General features: G+C 70.9%; 19 protein-coding genes and 1 pseudogene. 15 read left to right on the top strand and 5 right to left on the bottom strand.

Annotated features, from left to right (window positions below):
- Nucleotides 1–25: 25 nt before the first annotated feature.
- From EBH09_RS25865 to EBH09_RS25890, 6 genes are all read left to right on the top strand, one after another.
- Nucleotides 26–1,033 carry an ABC transporter permease gene (locus EBH09_RS25865; RefSeq protein WP_121749296.1) on the top strand — a complete coding sequence of 336 codons (1,008 nt, stop codon included), beginning with the start codon at nucleotides 26–28 and terminating at the stop codon, nucleotides 1,031–1,033.
- A gap of 70 nt (nucleotides 1,034–1,103) precedes the next feature.
- Nucleotides 1,104–2,900 carry an ABC transporter substrate-binding protein gene (locus EBH09_RS25870; RefSeq protein ID WP_121749297.1) on the top strand — a complete coding sequence of 599 codons (1,797 nt, stop codon included), beginning with the start codon at nucleotides 1,104–1,106 and terminating at the stop codon, nucleotides 2,898–2,900.
- A 108-nt stretch (nucleotides 2,901–3,008) separates the two neighbouring features.
- Complete coding sequence (locus EBH09_RS25875; RefSeq protein WP_121749298.1) at nucleotides 3,009–4,007, top strand: ABC transporter permease; 999 nt, start codon at nucleotides 3,009–3,011, stop codon at nucleotides 4,005–4,007.
- Nucleotides 4,004–5,101 carry an ABC transporter ATP-binding protein gene (locus EBH09_RS25880; RefSeq protein WP_121749299.1) on the top strand — a complete coding sequence of 366 codons (1,098 nt, stop codon included), beginning with the start codon at nucleotides 4,004–4,006 and terminating at the stop codon, nucleotides 5,099–5,101. Before EBH09_RS25875 ends, EBH09_RS25880 begins: the two co-directional genes overlap by 4 nt.
- A 23-nt stretch (nucleotides 5,102–5,124) precedes the next feature.
- Nucleotides 5,125–6,483, top strand: coding sequence for a dipeptide ABC transporter ATP-binding protein (locus tag EBH09_RS25885; RefSeq protein WP_193776535.1), 1,359 nt, complete (start codon nucleotides 5,125–5,127; stop codon nucleotides 6,481–6,483).
- A gap of 70 nt (nucleotides 6,484–6,553) precedes the next feature.
- Entirely contained in the window at nucleotides 6,554–7,213 is a 660-nt protein-coding gene (locus EBH09_RS25890) for a trimeric intracellular cation channel family protein (RefSeq protein ID WP_121749301.1), read from the top strand.
- Between the two features lie 19 nt (nucleotides 7,214–7,232).
- Here the strand turns inward: EBH09_RS25890 and EBH09_RS25895 are convergent, their stop codons facing one another.
- Nucleotides 7,233–8,450, bottom strand: coding sequence for an erythromycin esterase family protein (locus EBH09_RS25895; protein WP_121749302.1), 1,218 nt, complete (start codon nucleotides 8,448–8,450; stop codon nucleotides 7,233–7,235).
- A gap of 58 nt (nucleotides 8,451–8,508) precedes the next feature.
- On the opposite strand from EBH09_RS25895, the gene EBH09_RS25900 reads away from it, so the two are divergent.
- The 3 genes and pseudogenes from EBH09_RS25900 to EBH09_RS25910 all read left to right on the top strand — a co-directional run.
- Nucleotides 8,509–9,243: a TioE family transcriptional regulator gene (locus tag EBH09_RS25900; protein WP_121749303.1), complete on the top strand. Its 735-nt coding sequence runs from the start codon at nucleotides 8,509–8,511 to the stop codon at nucleotides 9,241–9,243.
- A 147-nt stretch (nucleotides 9,244–9,390) separates the two neighbouring features.
- Nucleotides 9,391–10,251 carry a thioesterase family protein gene (locus EBH09_RS25905; RefSeq protein WP_121749304.1) on the top strand — a complete coding sequence of 287 codons (861 nt, stop codon included), beginning with the start codon at nucleotides 9,391–9,393 and terminating at the stop codon, nucleotides 10,249–10,251.
- Nucleotides 10,252–10,282: 31 nt separating this feature from the next.
- A pseudogene (locus EBH09_RS25910) lies at nucleotides 10,283–10,488 on the top strand (HTH domain-containing protein); the annotation flags it as partial.
- A gap of 140 nt (nucleotides 10,489–10,628) precedes the next feature.
- Here the strand turns inward: EBH09_RS25910 and EBH09_RS25915 are convergent.
- Nucleotides 10,629–11,291 (bottom strand): TetR family transcriptional regulator, encoded by a 663-nt coding sequence (locus tag EBH09_RS25915; RefSeq protein WP_121749305.1) that lies wholly within the window; start codon nucleotides 11,289–11,291, stop codon nucleotides 10,629–10,631.
- Between the two features lie 115 nt (nucleotides 11,292–11,406).
- Here EBH09_RS25915 and EBH09_RS25920 point away from each other — a divergent pair, with 115 nt between their 5' ends.
- The 3 genes from EBH09_RS25920 (at nucleotide 11,407) to EBH09_RS25930 (ending at nucleotide 13,224) form a co-directional block, all read left to right on the top strand.
- Nucleotides 11,407–11,574, top strand: a complete 168-nt coding sequence (locus EBH09_RS25920) for a hypothetical protein (protein ID WP_121749306.1) — start codon at nucleotides 11,407–11,409, stop codon at nucleotides 11,572–11,574.
- Between the two features lie 46 nt (nucleotides 11,575–11,620).
- Nucleotides 11,621–11,890, top strand: coding sequence for a DUF4190 domain-containing protein (locus EBH09_RS25925; RefSeq protein WP_121749307.1), 270 nt, complete (start codon nucleotides 11,621–11,623; stop codon nucleotides 11,888–11,890).
- A 164-nt stretch (nucleotides 11,891–12,054) separates the two neighbouring features.
- Nucleotides 12,055–13,224, top strand: a complete 1,170-nt coding sequence (locus tag EBH09_RS25930) for a cysteine desulfurase family protein (protein ID WP_121749308.1) — start codon at nucleotides 12,055–12,057, stop codon at nucleotides 13,222–13,224.
- Nucleotides 13,225–13,227: 3 nt separating this feature from the next.
- Here the strand turns inward: EBH09_RS25930 and EBH09_RS25935 are convergent, their stop codons facing one another.
- Nucleotides 13,228–13,965, bottom strand: coding sequence for an N-acetylmuramoyl-L-alanine amidase (locus tag EBH09_RS25935; protein ID WP_121749309.1), 738 nt, complete (start codon nucleotides 13,963–13,965; stop codon nucleotides 13,228–13,230).
- A gap of 60 nt (nucleotides 13,966–14,025) precedes the next feature.
- Between EBH09_RS25935 and mnmA the strand changes: the two genes are divergently transcribed.
- Nucleotides 14,026–15,156 (top strand): tRNA 2-thiouridine(34) synthase MnmA, encoded by a 1,131-nt coding sequence (mnmA, locus tag EBH09_RS25940; RefSeq protein ID WP_121749310.1) that lies wholly within the window; start codon nucleotides 14,026–14,028, stop codon nucleotides 15,154–15,156.
- Between the two features lie 60 nt (nucleotides 15,157–15,216).
- Here the strand turns inward: mnmA and EBH09_RS25945 are convergent, their stop codons facing one another.
- Entirely contained in the window at nucleotides 15,217–15,996 is a 780-nt protein-coding gene (locus EBH09_RS25945; protein WP_121749311.1) for an alpha/beta hydrolase, read from the bottom strand.
- Nucleotides 15,997–16,065: 69 nt separating this feature from the next.
- The gene (locus EBH09_RS25950; RefSeq protein WP_121749312.1) at nucleotides 16,066–16,389 is read right to left on the bottom strand and encodes a DUF427 domain-containing protein; all 324 of its coding nucleotides are present in this window, start codon (nucleotides 16,387–16,389) and stop codon (nucleotides 16,066–16,068) included.
- Nucleotides 16,390–16,491: 102 nt separating this feature from the next.
- Here EBH09_RS25950 and EBH09_RS25955 point away from each other — a divergent pair, with 102 nt between their 5' ends.
- Nucleotides 16,492–17,031 (top strand): TIGR00730 family Rossman fold protein, encoded by a 540-nt coding sequence (locus tag EBH09_RS25955; RefSeq protein WP_121749313.1) that lies wholly within the window; start codon nucleotides 16,492–16,494, stop codon nucleotides 17,029–17,031.
- A 27-nt stretch (nucleotides 17,032–17,058) separates the two neighbouring features.
- Nucleotides 17,059–17,748 (top strand): SDR family oxidoreductase, encoded by a 690-nt coding sequence (locus tag EBH09_RS25960; protein WP_193776537.1) that lies wholly within the window; start codon nucleotides 17,059–17,061, stop codon nucleotides 17,746–17,748.
- Nucleotides 17,749–17,875: the final 127 nt, after the last annotated feature.

Here is a 17,875-nt window from a genome sequence, read left to right on the forward strand (position 1 = left end):
GCCGGTTGAGAGGGGTCCCTGCCAGATGACGGCACCATTGCACGAGCCGACCGCGGAAGCGGCCCCGAGTGCGGCCGAGGAAGCGGCGGTTGCCGGCGCCGACGCCAAGGCGGTACAGGGGCGTTCCCTGGGCCGCATCGCCTGGGAGCGACTGAAACGGGACAAGCTGGCCCTGACGGGCGGCATCGTGGTGCTCGTTCTGATCGTGATCGCGGTGCTCGCGCCCGCGATCACCTCCCTCTACGGGCAGGATCCCAACTCGTTCAACGAGGATGCGATCGACCCGCTCTTCGGCACCCCCACGGGGTCCATGGGCGGCATCAGCGGCGAGCACTGGCTCGGTGTCGAGCCGGTCAACGGCCGCGACGTCTTCGCCCGCATCGTCCACGGCGCCCGGATCTCGCTGCTCGTGGGCTTCCTGTCCGCGCTCGTCGCCGTGGTCATCGGCACCGTCCTGGGTGTCCTGGCCGGCTTCTTCGGCGGCTGGGTCGACGCCCTCATCAGCCGGGTCATGGACGGCCTGCTGGCCTTCCCGCAGCTGCTGTTCATCATCGCGCTGGTCTCCGTCATGCCCGACGACATGCTGGGACTGAGCGGCACGGGCGTGCGACTGCTCATGATGATCCTGGTCATCGGCTTCTTCGGCTGGCCCTACATCGGTCGCGTGGTCCGCGGCCAGACACTCTCGATGCGTGAACGGGAGTACGTCGAGGCGGCCCGGTCCCTGGGAGCCGGACGGTTCTACATCCTGTTCAAGGAACTGCTGCCCAACCTGGTGGCGCCGATCATCGTCTACACCACGATGATGATCCCCACCAACATCCTGACCGAGGCGGCACTCAGCTTCCTGGGCGTGGGCGTCAAGCCGCCCACCTCGTCCTGGGGACAGATGCTTTCGAGCGCGATCGACTACTACAAGTCGGATCCCATGTACATGGTGATCCCGGGTGTGGCGATCTTCATCACCGTTCTTGCCTTCAACCTCTTCGGGGACGGCGTACGCGACGCGCTCGACCCGAAGGGCTCCCGCTGACCTGCCGTACCGGCAAGCGACCCGTGGCACCTGCACGGGGTCTCTCATCTAATCCGGAGGATCCGAGATCGTGACTACCCAACGCACCTCAGGGCGGCGCAAGCAGGCTTTGGCCGCTGCCGCAGTGGTCGCCGCGCTGCTGACCACCGCGGCGTGCGGCGGCGGCGGAGACGACAGCAACGGCGGTTCGAAGAACGGCGCCGCCGGCTTCGACGCGGCCAACAACAAGGTCCTTCAGGCCTCCGAGGCCAAGAAGGGCGGGACGCTGAAGTTCGCCAGCACGCAGGACGCCGACTCGTGGGACACCACGCGTGGCTACTACGGCTTCATGTGGAACTTCTCCCGCTACTACAGCCGCCAGCTCGTCACGAACAAGACGGAGCCGGGCTCGGCGGGTGCCGAGGTCACGCCGGACCTCGCCACCGGGCTCGCCAAGGTCTCGGACGACGGCAAGACCTACACGTACACCCTGCGTGACGGTGTCACCTGGGAGGACGGCAAGCCGATCACCTCCAAGGACGTCAAGTACGGCATCGAGCGCGTCTGGGCGCAGGACGTGCTGTCCGGCGGCCCGGTCTACCTGAAGGACGTCCTCGACCCCAAGGGCGAGTACCAGGGCCCCTACAAGGACAAGTCCAAGGACAAGCTCGGCCTGAAGGCGATCGAGACGCCGGACGACAAGACCATCGTCTTCAAACTGCCGAAGGCCAACTCCGACTTCGAGGAGATGCTCGCGCTGACCTCGGCGTCCCCGGTCCGCCAGGACAAGGACACCAAGTCGAAGTACGGTCTGCGCCCGTTCTCCTCGGGCCCGTACAAGTTCGAGTCCTACAACCCCGGCAAGGACCTGACCCTGGTCCGCAACACCGAGTGGAAGCAGGAGTCGGACCCGGTCCGCAAGGCGTACCCGGACAAGATCACGATCAAGTTCTTCTCCAACGCCAACGACCTGGACGCCCGCCTGCTCGCCGGCGACTACGACATCGACCTGGCGCAGACCGGTATGTCCCCGCAGGGTCGCACCACCGCCCTGAAGGAGCACAAGGGCAACCTGGACAACCCCGTCTCGGGTTACATCCGGTACGCCTCGTTCCCGCAGAACGTGAAGCCGTTCGACAACATCCACTGCCGCAAGGCCGTGCTCTACGGGGCCGACCACGTCTCGCTGCAGACCGCTCGCGGCGGCCCGGTCGCCGGTGGTGACATCGGCACCAACATGCTGCCGCCGTCCGTCCCGGGCTCCGAGGGCCAGAAGTACGACCCGTACGAGATGGCCGGTGCGAACAAGAAGGGCAACGTCGAGAAGGCCAAGGAAGAGCTGAAGGCCTGCGGCAAGCCGAACGGCTTCAAGACCACCATCGCCGTCCGCAACAACAAGCCGGTCGAGGTGGCCACCGCCGAGTCGCTCCAGGCGTCGCTGAAGAAGGTCGGCATCGACGTCGAGATCGACCAGTACGACGGCGCCCAGTACGCCAGCACCGTCGGCAGCCCTTCGAACGTGCAGAAGAAGGGCTACGGCATCATCATCATGGGCTGGGGCCCGGACTTCCCGTCCGTCCAGGGCTACGGTCTGCCGCTGTGGCACAGCGGCTACATCCTCGACAGCGCGAACAACAACTTCGCGATGATCGACGACAAGAAGATCGACGGTCTGTTCGCGGACTACCTCACCCAGCTGGACGACGCGGGCAAGGCCAAGATCGCCACGGAGATCAACCACAAGGTGATGGAGGGCGCGTACTACCTGCCCTTCGTCTTCGAGAAGTTCATCAACTGGCGCTCCAGCCGACTGGCGAACGTGTACACCACCGACGGCTACAGCGGTATGTACGACTTCGTCAACCTCGGTCTGAAGTCCTCGAAGTAACCGGTACACCCGCCGTACGGCACGAAAGGCAGGTGAAGGCCGGCGCGGCGTGACCGCGGGCCGCCGGAAGACCTCCGGCGGCCCGCGATCCGCAGCGGGCCGCAACCCGTGCTCGCTTATCTCATCAGGCGGCTGTTCGCCGCCGCAGTGATGCTGGTGGTCATCATTCTGGTGGTCTTCGGCATCTTCTTCCTCGTCCCCAAGTGGGCGGGCGTCGACGTCGCCCTGAGCTTCGTGGGCAAGCAGGCGGACCCCGCCGCCGTCGAGGGGGTGCGACAGAAGCTGGGTCTGAGCGACCCGGTCTTCGTCCAGGCCTGGGAGTTCTTCAAGGGCATCTTCGCGGGCCGCACCTACGCGGCCGGTGGTGATGTCACCCACTGCTCCGCGCCGTGCTTCGGCTACTCCTTCCGTACCGAGCAGTCCGTGTGGCCGGTGCTGACCGAGCGCTTCCCGGTGACCCTGGCTCTCGCGCTCGGCGCTGCCGTCCTGTGGCTGATCTTCGGTCTCGCCGCCGGTGTGCTCTCCGCGCTCAAGCGGGGCACCCTGTGGGACCGCGGCGCGATGGTCGTCGCGCTGGCGGGCGTCTCCCTCCCCATCTACTTCACCGGTCTGCTCAGCCTGGCGATCTTCTCCTACGGGCTGGGCTGGATCGACGGCGAGTTCGTGCCCCTGGAGGAGAGCCTCACCGGCTGGCTCGGCGGCATGATCCTGCCCTGGATCACCCTGGCCTTCCTGTACGCCGCGATGTACGCCCGGATCACCCGGGCCACCATGATGGAGATCCTCGGCGAGGACTACATCCGCACCGCGCGTGCCAAGGGCCTCAAGGAGCAGGTCGTCATCCGCAAGCACGCCATGCGGTCGACCCTGACCCCGCTGCTCACCATGCTCGGCATGGACCTCGGCGCCCTCATGGGCGGCGCGATCCTGACCGAGACCACGTTCAGCCTCCCCGGCCTCGGTCAGAAGGTGCTGGACGCGATCCAGAACCAGGACCTGCCCTTTATCCTGGGCGTCGTCCTGATCACTTCTCTCGCGGTGCTGATCGCCAACCTCGTGGTGGACATCCTGTACGCCGTGATCGACCCCCGAGTGAGGCTCGCATGACCGACCTCAGCAAGAGCGGAGCCGCCGTGGGCGAGCCCACCGGTACTTCGCCCACACCGAAGGCCTTCCTGGAAGTACGCGACCTGAAGGTGCACTTCCCGACCGACGACGGCCTGGTCAAGTCCGTCGACGGGCTCAGCTTCCAGCTGGAGAAGGGCAAGACCCTCGGCATCGTCGGCGAGTCCGGCTCCGGCAAGTCGGTGACCTCGCTCGGCATCATGGGCCTGCACACCGCCGGCCAGTACGGCAGGCGCAAGGCGCAGATCTCGGGCGAGATCTGGCTGGACGGCACCGAGCTGCTGTCCGCCGACCCCGACGAGGTGCGCAAGCTGCGCGGCCGGCAGATGTCGATGATCTTCCAGGACCCGCTGTCCGCGCTGCACCCGTACTACACGATCGGCCAGCAGATCGTGGAGGCGTACCGCGTCCACCACGACGTGGACAAGAAGACCGCCAAGCGCCGCGCCGTGGAGATGCTCGACCGTGTCGGCATCCCGCAGCCGGACAAGCGGGTGGACAGCTACCCGCACGAGTTCTCCGGCGGTATGCGCCAGCGCGCGATGATCGCGATGTCGCTGGTCAACAACCCCGAGCTGCTCATCGCGGACGAGCCGACGACCGCCCTGGACGTGACCGTCCAGGCGCAGATCCTCGACCTCATCCGCGATCTGCAGACGGAGTTCGGCTCCGCGGTCATCATCATCACCCACGACCTGGGCGTCGTCGCCGAACTGGCCGACGACCTCCTGGTGATGTACGGCGGCCGGTGCGTCGAGCGGGGCCCGGCGGAGAAGGTGTTCTACGAGCCCCGGCACCCCTACACCTGGGGCCTGCTCGGCTCGATGCCGCGGCTCGACCGCGACCAGCAGGAACGCCTCATCCCGGTCAAGGGCTCCCCGCCCTCTCTCATCAACCTGCCGTCCGGCTGCGCCTTCAACCCGCGCTGCCCGTACGCCGACGTGCCCAAGGACGACGTCACCCGCACGGTCCGCCCCGAGCTGGCCGAGGTCGGCAGCAAGCACTGGGCCGCCTGCCACATGTCGCAGGAGCAGCGGGAGCGTATCTGGACCGAAGAGATTGCGCCGAAGCTGTGAGCGAGAACGCCAAGGACGAAGCAGTGGCCATCCCTGCGCAGAGCGACGGCACACGGAGCGAGGCCGCCGGCACCGCCACCCTCACCAAGGACGCCGCCCCCGGCGAAACCCTGCTGAAGGTGACCGGGCTGCAGAAGCACTTCCCGATCAAGAAGGGTCTGCTGCAGCGCCAGGTCGGCGCGGTGCGCGCCGTCGACGGCATCGACTTCGAGGTGAAGTCCGGCGAGACCCTCGGTGTCGTGGGTGAGTCGGGCTGCGGCAAGTCGACCATGGGCCGGCTGATCACCCGCCTCCTCGAACCGACCGCGGGCAAGGTCGAGTTCGAGGGCAAGGACATCACCCACCTCGGGGTCGGCGGAATGCGTCCGCTGCGCCGCGACGTGCAGATGATCTTCCAGGACCCGTACTCGTCGCTGAACCCGCGCCACACCATCGGCACGATCATCAGTGCCCCCTTCAAGCTCCAGGGCGTCGAGCCCGAGGGCGGCGTGAAGAAGGAGGTGCAGCGGCTGCTGTCGGTGGTCGGTCTCAACCCCGAGCACTACAACCGCTACCCGCACGAGTTCTCCGGCGGTCAGCGCCAGCGCATCGGCATCGCCCGCGCGCTCGCGCTGAACCCGAAGCTGGTGGTGGCCGACGAGCCGGTCTCCGCGCTCGACGTGTCGATCCAGGCCCAGGTCGTCAACCTGCTCGACGACCTCCAGACCGAGCTGGGCCTGACGTATGTGATCATCGCGCACGACCTGTCCGTCGTCCGGCACGTCTCGGACCGGATCGCGGTGATGTACCTCGGCAAGATCATGGAGCTGGCCGACCGCGACCTGCTCTACAAGACGCCGATGCACCCGTACACCAAGGCGCTGATGTCCGCGGTCCCGATCCCGGACCCGGCCCGCAAGTCGACCAAGAGCGAGCGCATCCTGCTCAAGGGCGACGTGCCCTCGCCGATCTCCCCGCCGAGCGGGTGCCGCTTCCACACCCGGTGCTGGAAGGCGACGGAGATCTGCAAGACGACCGAGCCGCCGCTGAAGGAGCTGCGCCCCGGTCAGCAGGTGGCCTGCCACCACCCGGAGAACTTCGAGGACCAGGCCCCGCAGGACGTCGTCCTGCTCTCCGACGCCAAGGAGGCGGCGGAGCTGGTGTCCGAGAAGGCGCTGGCGGAGTCGGCGCAGACCTCGGCGGCGGTGGCCGCGGAGGCCGAGGCCGGCACCGATCGTGCCGAAGACGCCGCGACCGGCGCCGAGGCCGGCGCCGGGAGTGCCGGGAGTGCCGGGAGTGCCGGGAGTGCCGGGAGTGCCGGGAGTGCCGGGAGTGCCGAGAGCGCCGAGAGCGCCGAGAGCGCCGAGAGCGCCGACGAGGAGCCTCCCGCCAAGGAGAAGTGACCTCGCCCCGCCCGTGAGCCCCCGCCTTCGTTCGTAAGGCGGGGGCTCACCGGCAGGTGAGAATGTCGGGGTGTACGAGCAACTCTTCACCCCCACCGTCCAGCACACGCTCGACCTGGTCGGCATCTTCGTCTTCGCCATCTCCGGTGCGCTGCTGGCCGTACGCAAGAACTTCGACGTGTTCGGCATCGCCGTCCTCGCCGAGGTCACCGCGCTGGGCGGCGGGCTGTTCCGGGACCTGGTCATCGGTGCCGTACCGCCCGCGGCCTTCACGGACCTGGGGTACTTCATCACCCCGCTCTTCGCCACCCTGCTCGTCTTCTTCCTCCACCCCCACGTGGAGCGCCTCCAGACGGGCGTGAACATCTTCGACGCGGCCGGTCTCGGCCTGTTCTGCGTCGCCGGCACGACCAAGGCGTACGACTACGGGCTCGGCCTGACCGCCTCCGCCTGCCTGGGCCTGACCACCGCGGTGGGCGGCGGCGTACTGCGGGACGTGCTGGCCAACGAGGTGCCCTCACTGCTGCGCTGGGACCGCGACCTGTACGCCGTCCCGGCGATCGTCGGCGCCACCATGGTCGCCCTGTGCATCCGCTACGACGCCCTGAGCTCGTTCACCACCGGGCTCGCGGTGGTCACGGCCTTCGTCCTGCGTCTGCTCGCCCTGCGGTTCCACTGGCGGGCGCCGCGCGCCTGGAACCGGCGGTCGACGGTGACGGAGGGGGAGTGAGGTCCCGGGTCCGACCCGCTCAGCGCCGGTCCGGGACGTCCTTGACGAACACCACCCCGTCGATCGCGGGCAGGTGGGCGGGGTCGAGCGAGGCGTAGCCGAACCACGGGGAGACGCGGGGCGCGGGCCGGTTGCCGCCGAGGGCGGTGGCCAGCCGGGACGCGTCGACGACGCAGCGGTCCTCCGGGAGCGCGTACAGGAGCCCTTCGACGGTGTCCGGCGGCGGGGTGTCCACCCCCTGGTGCCGGATCGTGCCGAGGGCCGTGGCCAGGAAGGCGTACTCCTCACCGAGCCGGGCGCTCACCAGCGCGCCGGCGCTCCACCACTCCACCGGTCCCTGCCACATCCGCATCGTGCTCTTCTCGCGCTGAAGGTGGGCGTTCTGGGCGTGGACGAGTGCCGGACCCCGAGCGGCGAGTGCGAGGAGGTTACGGGCCATCAATCGGTCCCGCACGCCCAGCAGCCGGTTCATGCGGGCCGGTGAGGTGTCGGCCATCCAGTAGTGGTAACTCAGCAGGCCGGTCGCGGTGCGTCCGTACAGGCACGCCCGCTCCCAGTCGTCCCGGGAGTTCGCCGCGAGCAGGTGCGGCGCGTGCTCGTCGAGCAGCGACACCAGGTCCTCGGCGAGCGTCCGCAGCTCCTTTGCCTCGGCCGACTGTCCCACGGACCGGGCCGGGTCCATCATCGCGGCGGGCTCGGTCCACCGGTCGTCGGCGCCGAGCAGACGGTCGAGCGTTTCCGCGGTGCAGGGGAGCAGACCGGTGTCGACCCGGGCCGAGAGGTAGTCGTGGAGGGCGGTGAGTGGCTGCCGGGGGCTCGCGGCGTGGGTGATCTCCAGCGGGCCGTCGAAACCGGCGAAGCGGAGCCGCTCGGACGCGGGCCGGCCGTCGTTGTGGGCGCGCATCCAGCGCACGAGTTCGCGGTTGGCCGCGGATGCGCCGAGCCCGAGGTCCGGGTGGCTGAATCCGTGCTCCATGACCTCGTCGAGGGTGCCCGTGCCCGAGGTGACGTAGTCGTCCACGACCAGGCCCGCCAGGCAGTCGCTCTCGATCGCGATCGTGCGGTAGCCCTCCTGCTCGACGAGCTGCCGGAAGAGTTCGTTGCGCACTTCGAGCAGGGCCTCCTCGCCGTGGGCGGGCTCGCCCAGGGCGAGCAGCCGGGGCCGGGCGGGGAGCAGCCTCATGACGGCGGCGGCCTCGACGGGGCGGGCGGTGTCCTTGATGCCAGCATTAGCCATGCCTTCAACCGTATCGTTGAACTTTCGGTTGAAGCTTTGCGGCGATACCGTCCGACACATGGTTCGAAAGCTTCAAAGCGATGGCAGGCTCAGGCCGATCGACCTGGCCCGCGGGCACGGTCTGTCCACGCAGGCCGTCAGGAACTACGAGGAGGCCGGCATCCTCCCGGACGCCGGCCGTACGGCCCACGGATACCGCGCCTACACCCCGCTGCACGCGCGGGCGCTGGGCGCGTTCCTCGCCCTGGTGTCCGGCCACGGCCACCAGGCGGCGGCGTCCATCATGCGGGCCGTGAACCGGGGGGCCCTGGACGAGGCGTACCGGCTCATCGACGAGAGCCACGCCCAACTGCTCGACGACCGGCGCACTCTCCGGGCCGTGGAGGGCGCGTTGCGCGACCTGGCGCCCACGGCGGTGCCCGCCCCGGGGGCGGCGGGGTCCGGTTCCGGCCGCACGTTCGTCGGGCCGCTGGCGGCGGAACTCGGCATCCGGCCCGCGACGCTGCGCAAGTGGGAGCGCGCCGGGCTGGTCCGCCCACGCCGCGACCCGCTGACCGGGTACCGCGTCTACGACGAGGCCGACGTACGGGACGCCCGGCTGGCCCACCAACTCAGGCGGGGCGGCTATCTGCTGGAGCAGATCGCCCCCGTGATCGCGCAGGTGCGGTCCGCCGGCGGGCTGGAGCCGCTGGAGGCCACCCTGCACGACTGGCACGACCGGGTGTCCGCCCGCGGACGCGCGATGCTGACGGGGGCCGCCGAACTGGAGGCGTACCTGCGGGAGCGCGGGTGAGACCGATGCCGGGGAGGGAGAGGGGGAGGGGGAGGGTGAGGAGGCGGGGGTGGGAGTCGAGGGAGGTGAGAGGGCGAGGGGGCGAGAGGGTGAGGGGGCGAAAGGGGAAAGCTACCGCTTAGTATTTGTGTGTTGTACCGTGCACCCATGCCAGAAGCAGCCTCCGCAGCGGCCACGCGGGCCACCATCGGTGACAGCGAGTTCGACCGGGACACCGCCGTCACCCGGCGTGCCCCGGGTGTCTACGACATCGACCTCTCCGCCGGCTGGACGATCATCAACGCCGTCAACGGCGGGTATCTGCTGGCCGTCCTGGGCCGTGCCCTGGGAGACGCCCTCCCGCACCCCGACCCCTTCACCGTCTCGGCGCACTACCTCACCGCCTCCCGGCCGGGCCCGGCGATCGTGCGCACGGAGGCCGTCCGCACGGGGCGCACCCTGTCCACCGGCCAGGCCTCCCTCTTCCAGTACGACGACGAGGGCAACGAGGTCGAGCGCATCCGCGTCCTCGCCTCCTACGGCGACCTCGACACGCTGCCCGACGACGTCCGCACGTCGGCGACGCCGCCCGATATCCCGCCGATGGACCAGTGCTTCGGCCCGCAGGACGGCCCCGCCCCCGTGGAGGGCAGCTCGGCCATCACCGACCGGCTGATGCTCAAGCTGGACCCCGCGACGCTCGGCTGGGCGCTCGGGCAGCCCTCCGGCCGGGGCGAGATGCGGGCCTGGTTCGGGCTCGCCGACGGCCGCGACGCCGACCCCCTGTCGATGCTCCTCGCGGTGGACGCGCTGCCCCCGACCGCCTTCGAGCTGGGACTCAAGGGCTGGGTGCCGACGGTCGAGCTGACCGTGCACGTGCGGTGCCGCCCGGCGCCGGGCCCCCTGCGCGTCTCCATCGCCACCCGCAACCTCGCCGGCGGCTTCCTGGAGGAGGACGCCGAGGTCTGGGACAGCGCCGACCGACTGGTGGCCCAGTCCCGCCAGCTCGCCCGGGCCCGGCTCGGCTGACCCACCGCCCCCGGTGCAGGCTGGTGCCGGCGTGAAGTCCGTCCGCCCGCTGTCGGTCCTGCTGCTCCTGCAGACCCGCGGCCGCCTGCCCGCACGCGAACTCGCCGAGCGTCTCGGGGTGTCCGTCCGCACCGTCTACCGGGACGTCGAGGCCCTGTCGGCCTCCGGCGTCCCCGTGTACGCCGAACGCGGGCGGCACGGCGGGACGGCGGCATCGAACTGCTCGCCGACTTCCGTGGAGCAGGAGACCGACGTACGGCGCCCTGGCCGAGGTCCGGTAACTGCCCGCGTTCTCCGACCGGGCGGAGGTGGTCGCCCCTCCCGAGGCCCGCGAGGAGCCGGCCCGGGCCGGCCGTCCGCCGACGGCTGATGCCCTGTCAGTCCAGCCAGTGCCTGCGGCCGATGCTGATCAGCCGCATCTGCCGGGTCGCGGTGTCGGCGGCTCGCCTGCGCGCCTCCTTCTGGGCCCCGTGGTCGTCCTGCGCCTCCTGATCGTCCTGGACCTCCAGCGCCTCCAGGAAGAGTGAGCCCGTGACGAGCATCTGGTCGACGTACAGACCCGCGAGCATCAGCAGGTCGGCGTCGCTCCAGCCGGCCGACACGGGGTCCTTGGCCAGCTCGGTCTTCACCTCCTGGGCGAACCGGGCCAGTTGCTCCCGTATGGCGTCCCGCACCGGCTGGACCCCGCCGTGCCGTTCGCGGGCGATGAACCGGACGTGGGCGGGATGGGCGGCCACGTGGCCGGCGATCAACTCGACGGCGCGGGCGATGCGTTCGTCGCTGTCCTCGGCCGGCGACACCGTGGTCCGGATCATCGGGTGCAGGCTGCCCAGCGCTTCCTCGACCAGCGCCACGCCGAGGTCGGCGACGGAGGGGAAGTGCCGGTAGAAGGCGGTCGGGGCGACGCCCACGGCGCGGGTGACCTCGCGCAGGCCCAGGCTGCTCAGGCTCTGCTCCTCCAGTAGTCCGAGGGCCGCGTCCATGAGCGCCTGCCGGGTCTTCTGCTTCTGGGCCTGCCGAACCCCGGGAGTGTGACTCATACCATGCAGTTAACAACTGTTCTCTGGAATTGAAAAGCCGTGCGGCGCGCTAGACTGGGAAGTCAGTGAACAAGTGTAACCACAGTCGTTCACCCAAGGTTGGGGGATCCGCACCATGCTGTTTCTCGTCGCCGCACTCCTGCTCCTCGGTGTGATGCTGGGCACCGTCGCCCACGCACCGCTCACCTTCTCCGTCGCCGTCGGCCTGGTCATCGCCGTCTGGCTCGGCATCTTCGCGCTCCGCGAGCGACACGGCCGCCGACGGAGCACCTCCGCCCACTGACGCACGGCACCGATGCACGTCACTGACGCACGGCAGGGAGAACACCATGCAGCTCACCGCACCGGCCACCACCCGCCGGACCGGCATCCGGGACACCGACGGCATGGCCGTCGCTTCCTTCGTCCTCGGCCTGCTCGGTCTGCTCGTCCTCAACGTCTTCCTCGGTCCGATGGCCATCGCCCTGGCGAGCGTCGCCCTGTGGCGCGGCACCGCCCGCCGCGGCCGGGCCCTCCTCGGCCTCGGACTGGGCGTCGCCGACCTGTTGGTCCTGGTGGCGTTCATGGCCGCCGACAACACGATGTCGTGGAGTCTCTGAGTCGCGCCGCGGACCGTGTGAGCCGCCGCACCGTCCGCCCGGCTCGCCCGGCCCGCCCGGCTCGCACGGCCCGCACGGAGAGGCCGGCCACGTAGAGGCCGACCGTGAAGAGGCCAACCTTGATCTGAGGCCGGGCGGCACCGCCCCGTAGAATCGGCCGCACCATGGCTTACCTCGACCACGCCGCGACCACCCCGATGCTTCCCGAGGCGGTCGAGGCACTCACCGCGCACCTGGGCGTCACCGGCAACGCCTCCTCCCTCCACGCGTCCGGCCGCCGCGCACGGCGCACCGTCGAGGAGGCCCGCGAGACGCTCGCCGAAGCCCTCGGTGCCCGCCCCAGTGAGGTGGTCCTCACGGCCGGCGGCACCGAGGCCGACAACCTCGCCGTCAAGGGCCTGTACTGGGCCCGCCGCGACGCCGACCCGGCCCGCACCCGCGTCCTGGCCAGCCCCGTCGAGCACCACGCCGTCCTCGACGCCGTCCACTGGCTCGGCGAGCACGAGGGCGCCACGGTCGAGTACCTGCCGGTCGACGCCCACGGCCGCGTCCACCCCCAGGCGCTGCGCGAGGCCATCGCCCGCGACCCCGCCGACGTCGCCCTCGCCACCGTGATGTGGGCCAACAACGAGATCGGCACGATCATGCCGGTCCGCGAACTCGCCGACGTGGCCGCCGAGTTCGACGTGCCGCTGCACGCCGACGCGGTCCAGGCGATCGGTCAGCTCCCGGTCGACTTCGCCGCCTCCGGGCTCGCCGCGATGACGGTTTCCGGCCACAAGATCGGCGGCCCCTACGGCATCGGCGCGCTGCTCCTGGGCCGCGAGTACAGCCCCGTACCGGTCCTGCACGGCGGCGGCCAGGAACGCCACGTCCGCTCCGGCACCCTCGACGTCCCCGCCGTCGCCTCCTTCGCGGTCGCCGGGCGCCTCGCCGCCAAGCAGCGCGAGTGGTTCGCCCGCGAGATCGGCACCCTGCGCGACGACCTGGTCGACGCGGTCCGTACGGCGGTGCCGGACGCGATCCTCGGCGGCGACCCGGCACCGGAGGGCCGCCTCCCGGCCAACGCCCACTTCACCTTCCCCGGCTGCGAGGGCGACTCCCTGCTCCTCCTGCTGGACGCCCAGGGCATCGAGTGCTCCACCGGCTCCGCCTGCACCGCGGGCGTCGCCCAGCCCAGCCACGTCCTGCTGGCCACCGGCACCGACCCCGGCCTGGCCCGCGGCACGCTTCGCTTCTCCCTCGGTCACACCTCCACGGAGGCGGACGTCGAGGCGCTCGCCAAGGCCATCGGCCCCGCGGTGGAACGGGCCCGGGCGGCGGGGCTGACGTAGGGGTCAGGCGCTCTTGGAGGCGCTGGGGGAGGGGGTACTCGTGGCCGCCCGCCGCACCAGCTTCAGGTACCGGTCCCAGTCCCAGTGCGGCCCCGGGTCGGTGTGGTCGGTGCCCGGCACCTCCACGTGGCCGATGATGTGCTCGCGGTCCAGGGGTATCTCGTACCGCGCGCAGATCCCCGCCGTCAGACGCGCGGAGGCGGCGTACATCGCGTCGGTGAAGTCCTGCGGGCGGTCCACGAAGCCTTCGTGCTCGATGCCGACACTGCGCTCGTTGTAGTCGCGGTTGCCCGCGTGGTACGCGACGTCCAGCTCGCGGATCATCTGGGTGACGCGCCCGTCCTGCCCGACGATGTAGTGCGTGGCCGCCTTGTGCCCCGGATCCTGGAAGGCCTTGACCGCGCTCGCGAAGCTGCCCTGTGTGACGTGGACGATCACCATGTCGACGCCGAAGTCGTCGGGCCGGTCGGCACGCCGCCAGTTCTCGTCCGACGCCGCCACCCACCGCGCGCCGCCGTAGTCGACCGCGCCCGCCTCGCGGGGCCGCTCGACTCCGGGTACGCGCCACCACAGGCGGGCCAGCTCGTCGCGTGCCAGCGCCGCCGTGCCCACGGCCGCCGCCGTGCCGCCGACGATCAGAGCCCGACGGCCGATGCGCCGGTCCGCGTCCTTGGACCCGCCGGCGGGTCCCTTGCCGGAGCCACCGGTGGATGCGCTTCTGGATTCGTGCTTCGCCCCCATGCGATCTTCAACGCATACTCGCGCGCTCCGGTTCCCGCCTCCCCGTACCCTGGAAGGGTTATGACTGAGACCCCGCAGCGCACCCGTCCCCTCCGCGTCCTCGCCGCCATGTCGGGCGGAGTCGACTCCGCCGTCGCCGCCGCCCGCGCGGCCGAGGCGGGGCACGACGTGACCGGCGTCCACCTCGCTCTCTCCGCGAACCCGCAGTCCTTCCGCACGGGCGCGCGGGGCTGTTGCACCATCGAGGACTCCCGGGACGCCCGCCGTGCCGCGGACGTCATCGGTATCCCCTTCTACGTGTGGGACCTCGCCGACCGCTTCCGGGAGGACGTGGTCGAGGACTTCGTCGCCGAGTACGAGGCCGGCCGCACCCCGAACCCCTGCCTGCGCTGCAACGAGAAGATCAAGTTCGCCGCGCTGCTCGACAAGGCGCTCGCCCTCGGCTTCGACGCCGTCTGCACCGGCCACTACGCCCAGGTGATCCGGCGGGACGACGGCACACGTGAGCTGCACCGCGCCTCCGACATGGCCAAGGACCAGAGCTACGTCCTCGGGGTGCTCGACGACCGGCAGCTCGCGCACGCGATGTTCCCGCTCGGCGACACCCTCACCACCAAGGACGAGATCCGCGCGGAGGCCGAGCGCAGGAATCTGGCGGTCGCCAAGAAGCCCGACTCGCACGACATCTGCTTCATCGCCGACGGCGACACCCAGGGCTTCCTCGCCGACCGGCTGGGCCGCTCCGAGGGCGACATCGTCGACGAGGCGGGCAACCGTCTCGGCACCCACGAGGGCGCGTACGGCTACACCATCGGTCAGCGCAAGGGCCTGCGCATCGGCACCCCGGCACCCGACGGCAAGCCCCGCTACGTCCTGGACATCTCCCCGGTGACCAACACGGTGACGGTCGGTCCCGCGGACGCCCTCGACGTCAACGGACTGCGGGCGATCAAGCCCCGCTGGTGCGGCGCCGCCCCGACCGGACCCGGCACCTACACGGCCCAGCTCCGCGCCCACGGCGGCGAGACCGAGGTACGGGCCGAAGTGGTCGACGGCGCCCTGGAGGTGTCGTTCCGGGAGCCGGTGCGCGGCGTCGCCCCCGGCCAGGCGATCGTGCTGTACGACGGCACCCGTGTGGTGGGCTCGGCGACCATCGCGTCCACCACGCGCGCGACGGCCGGCGTGGCCTGAGCCGACGGCGACGCCCGACCCCGCGGACGGCGCGCAGGCCGCTGCCACCGCGCGGGCGGCCTACTTCGCGAAGAAGTCCGTCAGCACCGGCGCCAGCACACCCGGCTCCACCGTGTGGGTCTGGCCCGCCACCGTGCCGTAAGTGCCGCCGGGGGCCGCCTCCGCGATCGCGCGGGCGGCCCCGTGCCACCACGCGTCGCTCGCGCCGCCCGCCAGGGCCAGCAGGGGAGCGGTGACCGAGGAGAGCCCGGACCGGGGCACCCGGCTGTCGCCCATCACCGCGTCGTCGTACGCCAGACTCGGCGCGACCGACTCCAGACCCGCCCACATCGGGGACTCTCGCGCGCCCCGGATCATGTCCTCGCCCAGACCGGTGAACCGCAGGAACAGCTCCACCGCGTCCCCGCGCCGCCCCTGCCCCAGCGCCTCGGCCAGCCGATCGGTGTACTCCGCGGCGGCCCGCGCGGCGGCGTCGTCCATGGCGTACGGCACCTCGTACACGGCCACCCGGCGCACCGGCAACCCGCTCGCCGCCGCCCGGAGCACCAGCGCGCCGCCCGACGACACGCCGTACAGCGACACCTCGCCGCCCACCGCCTCGATCAGCGCGGCAAGGTCCTCGATCTCGCGTTCCACCGCGTAGGGCTCCGTGTCACCGCTCGCGCCGCGGCCCCGGCGGTCGTACACGGTGACGTCGAGAAGCGCCGACAGCTCCGCGGCCAGCGGCGCGACCGTGGCGCCCGTCGACATGGCGCCGCTGACGAGGACGACCGCGGGCCCCTGCCCGGTGCGTTCGTAGGCGATGCGCGTGCCGTCGCGCGAAAGAGTCCTCTTCTCCATGCCTGTGCAGACTGCCCTACGGCACGCGCTTCAGCGGTCAGGACACGAAGCGGTCAGGACACGAAGCGGTCAGGAGACCTCGACTTCGTAGAAGCAGAGGTGGTCCTTGATCTCCGCCACCTCCGGCTTCGGGTCCGGGTACGTCCAGACGACGTCCGCCGCGTCCGGCAGCGACCAGTAGGACGCGTCACCCTTGAAGGGGCAGTGCGTGTGCGTGCCGGAGGGCGTCAGCAGGCCGAGCCTGACGTCCTCGGACGGGATGTAGTAGCGCTCCGGACAGCCCGTCTCCCGCAGGACGAGCGCCCGGTCGCTCTCCGCCAGGAGCCGCTCGCCGTGCACCACGCGCACGTGCCGGTCGCTGCGCTCGACGGTGATGCGGTGTCCCTTGGTCACGATCGTCCTCCTCGGTAGCCGGCTCTCCTGACGCCTCTCCTGATGACAGCGCGGCCGGAAGCCGGGTTCTTCCCCGTGGCGCGCCGAACGTACCGTTGCTCCATGAACATCTGCGTCTTCCTCTCCGCCGCCGACCTCGACGAGCGCTACACGCGCCCGGCGAAGGAGTTCGCCGAGCTGCTCGGAAAGGGCGGTCACACCCTCGTGTGGGGCGGCTCCGACGTCGGGCTGATGAAGGTGGTCGCCGACGGCGTGCAGGAGTCCGGCGGGCGGCTGCTCGGCGTCTCGGTCGGCTTCCTGGCGGCCAAGGCGCGCGAGGGCGCCGACGAGATGGTGATCGCGGGGGACCTCGCCGAGCGCAAGCGGCTGCTGCTGGAGAAGGCCGACGCCGTGGTGATCATGGTGGGCGGCACCGGCACGCTGGACGAGGCGACGGAGATCCTGGAGCTGAAGAAGCACGGGCACACCGACAAGCCCGTCGTCCTGCTCAACACGGCGGGCTTCTACGACGGACTCAAGGAGCAGTTCCGCCGCATGGAGGACGAGGGCTTCCTGCCCCGCCCCCTCACCGAGCTGGTGTTCTTCGCCGAGGAGCCGGTCGGGGCGCTCGCCTACCTGGAGGAGAGCCAGGGCATCGAGTGACCCGCCGGTGATGCGAGCATGGCGGGCATGGCTACACATGTGATCACCGGAGCGGGCTCCGGCATCGGCGCGGCCGTGACCCGCCGCCTGCACGAACGCGGCGACGAGGTCGTCCTGCACGCGCGCGACGCGGGCCGGGCGAAGGAACTGGCGGCCGCGTTCCCCGGTGCGAGGACGCTGGTCGGCGACCTGGCGGACCCGGACAAGCTCTCCTGGGCCTTCTCGCACCAGACCCTGCCCGGGAGCGTGGACTCGCTGCTGCACATCGCCGGGGTGGTCGACCTCGGTCCGGTCGGCGACCTCACCCCCAAGGCCTGGCGCAACCAGCTCAACGTCAACCTGGTCGCGCCCGCCGAGCTGACCCGCCTCCTCCTGCCCCAGCTCCGCGTCGCCCAGGGCCACGTGCTCTTCGTCAACTCCGGCTCCGGCCTCAACGCCCACGCCGACTGGTCCGCGTACGCCGCCTCCAAGCACGGCCTGAAGGCCCTGGCCGACGCCCTGCGCCAGGAGGAGCACGCGAACGGCGTCCGCGTCACCTCGGTCTACCCCGGCCGCACCGCCAGCCCCATGCAGGCCAAGGTCCACCGTCAGGAGGGCAAGGAGTACGACCCCGCCAAGTGGATCGACCCCGAGTCGGTCGCCACGACGATCCTCATGGCCCTGGACCTGCCCAGGGACGCGGAGGTCAACGACCTGACGGTCCGCCCGGGACGGTGAGTCCTCTGCTCGGACGCCGGTCCGGTGCACTCAGCCCGTCCGGCGTTTGAGGACGAGGCCGTCAAGGCCGAAAGCGGGGGTCCGGGGGCGCAGCCCCCGGGGGACGGGACGAGAAGGGGCGGCGGGG

The sequence above is a fragment of the Streptomyces sp. E2N166 genome (assembly GCF_003671715.1).
GTDB classification, from domain to species: domain Bacteria; phylum Actinomycetota; class Actinomycetes; order Streptomycetales; family Streptomycetaceae; genus Streptomyces; species Streptomyces thinghirensis.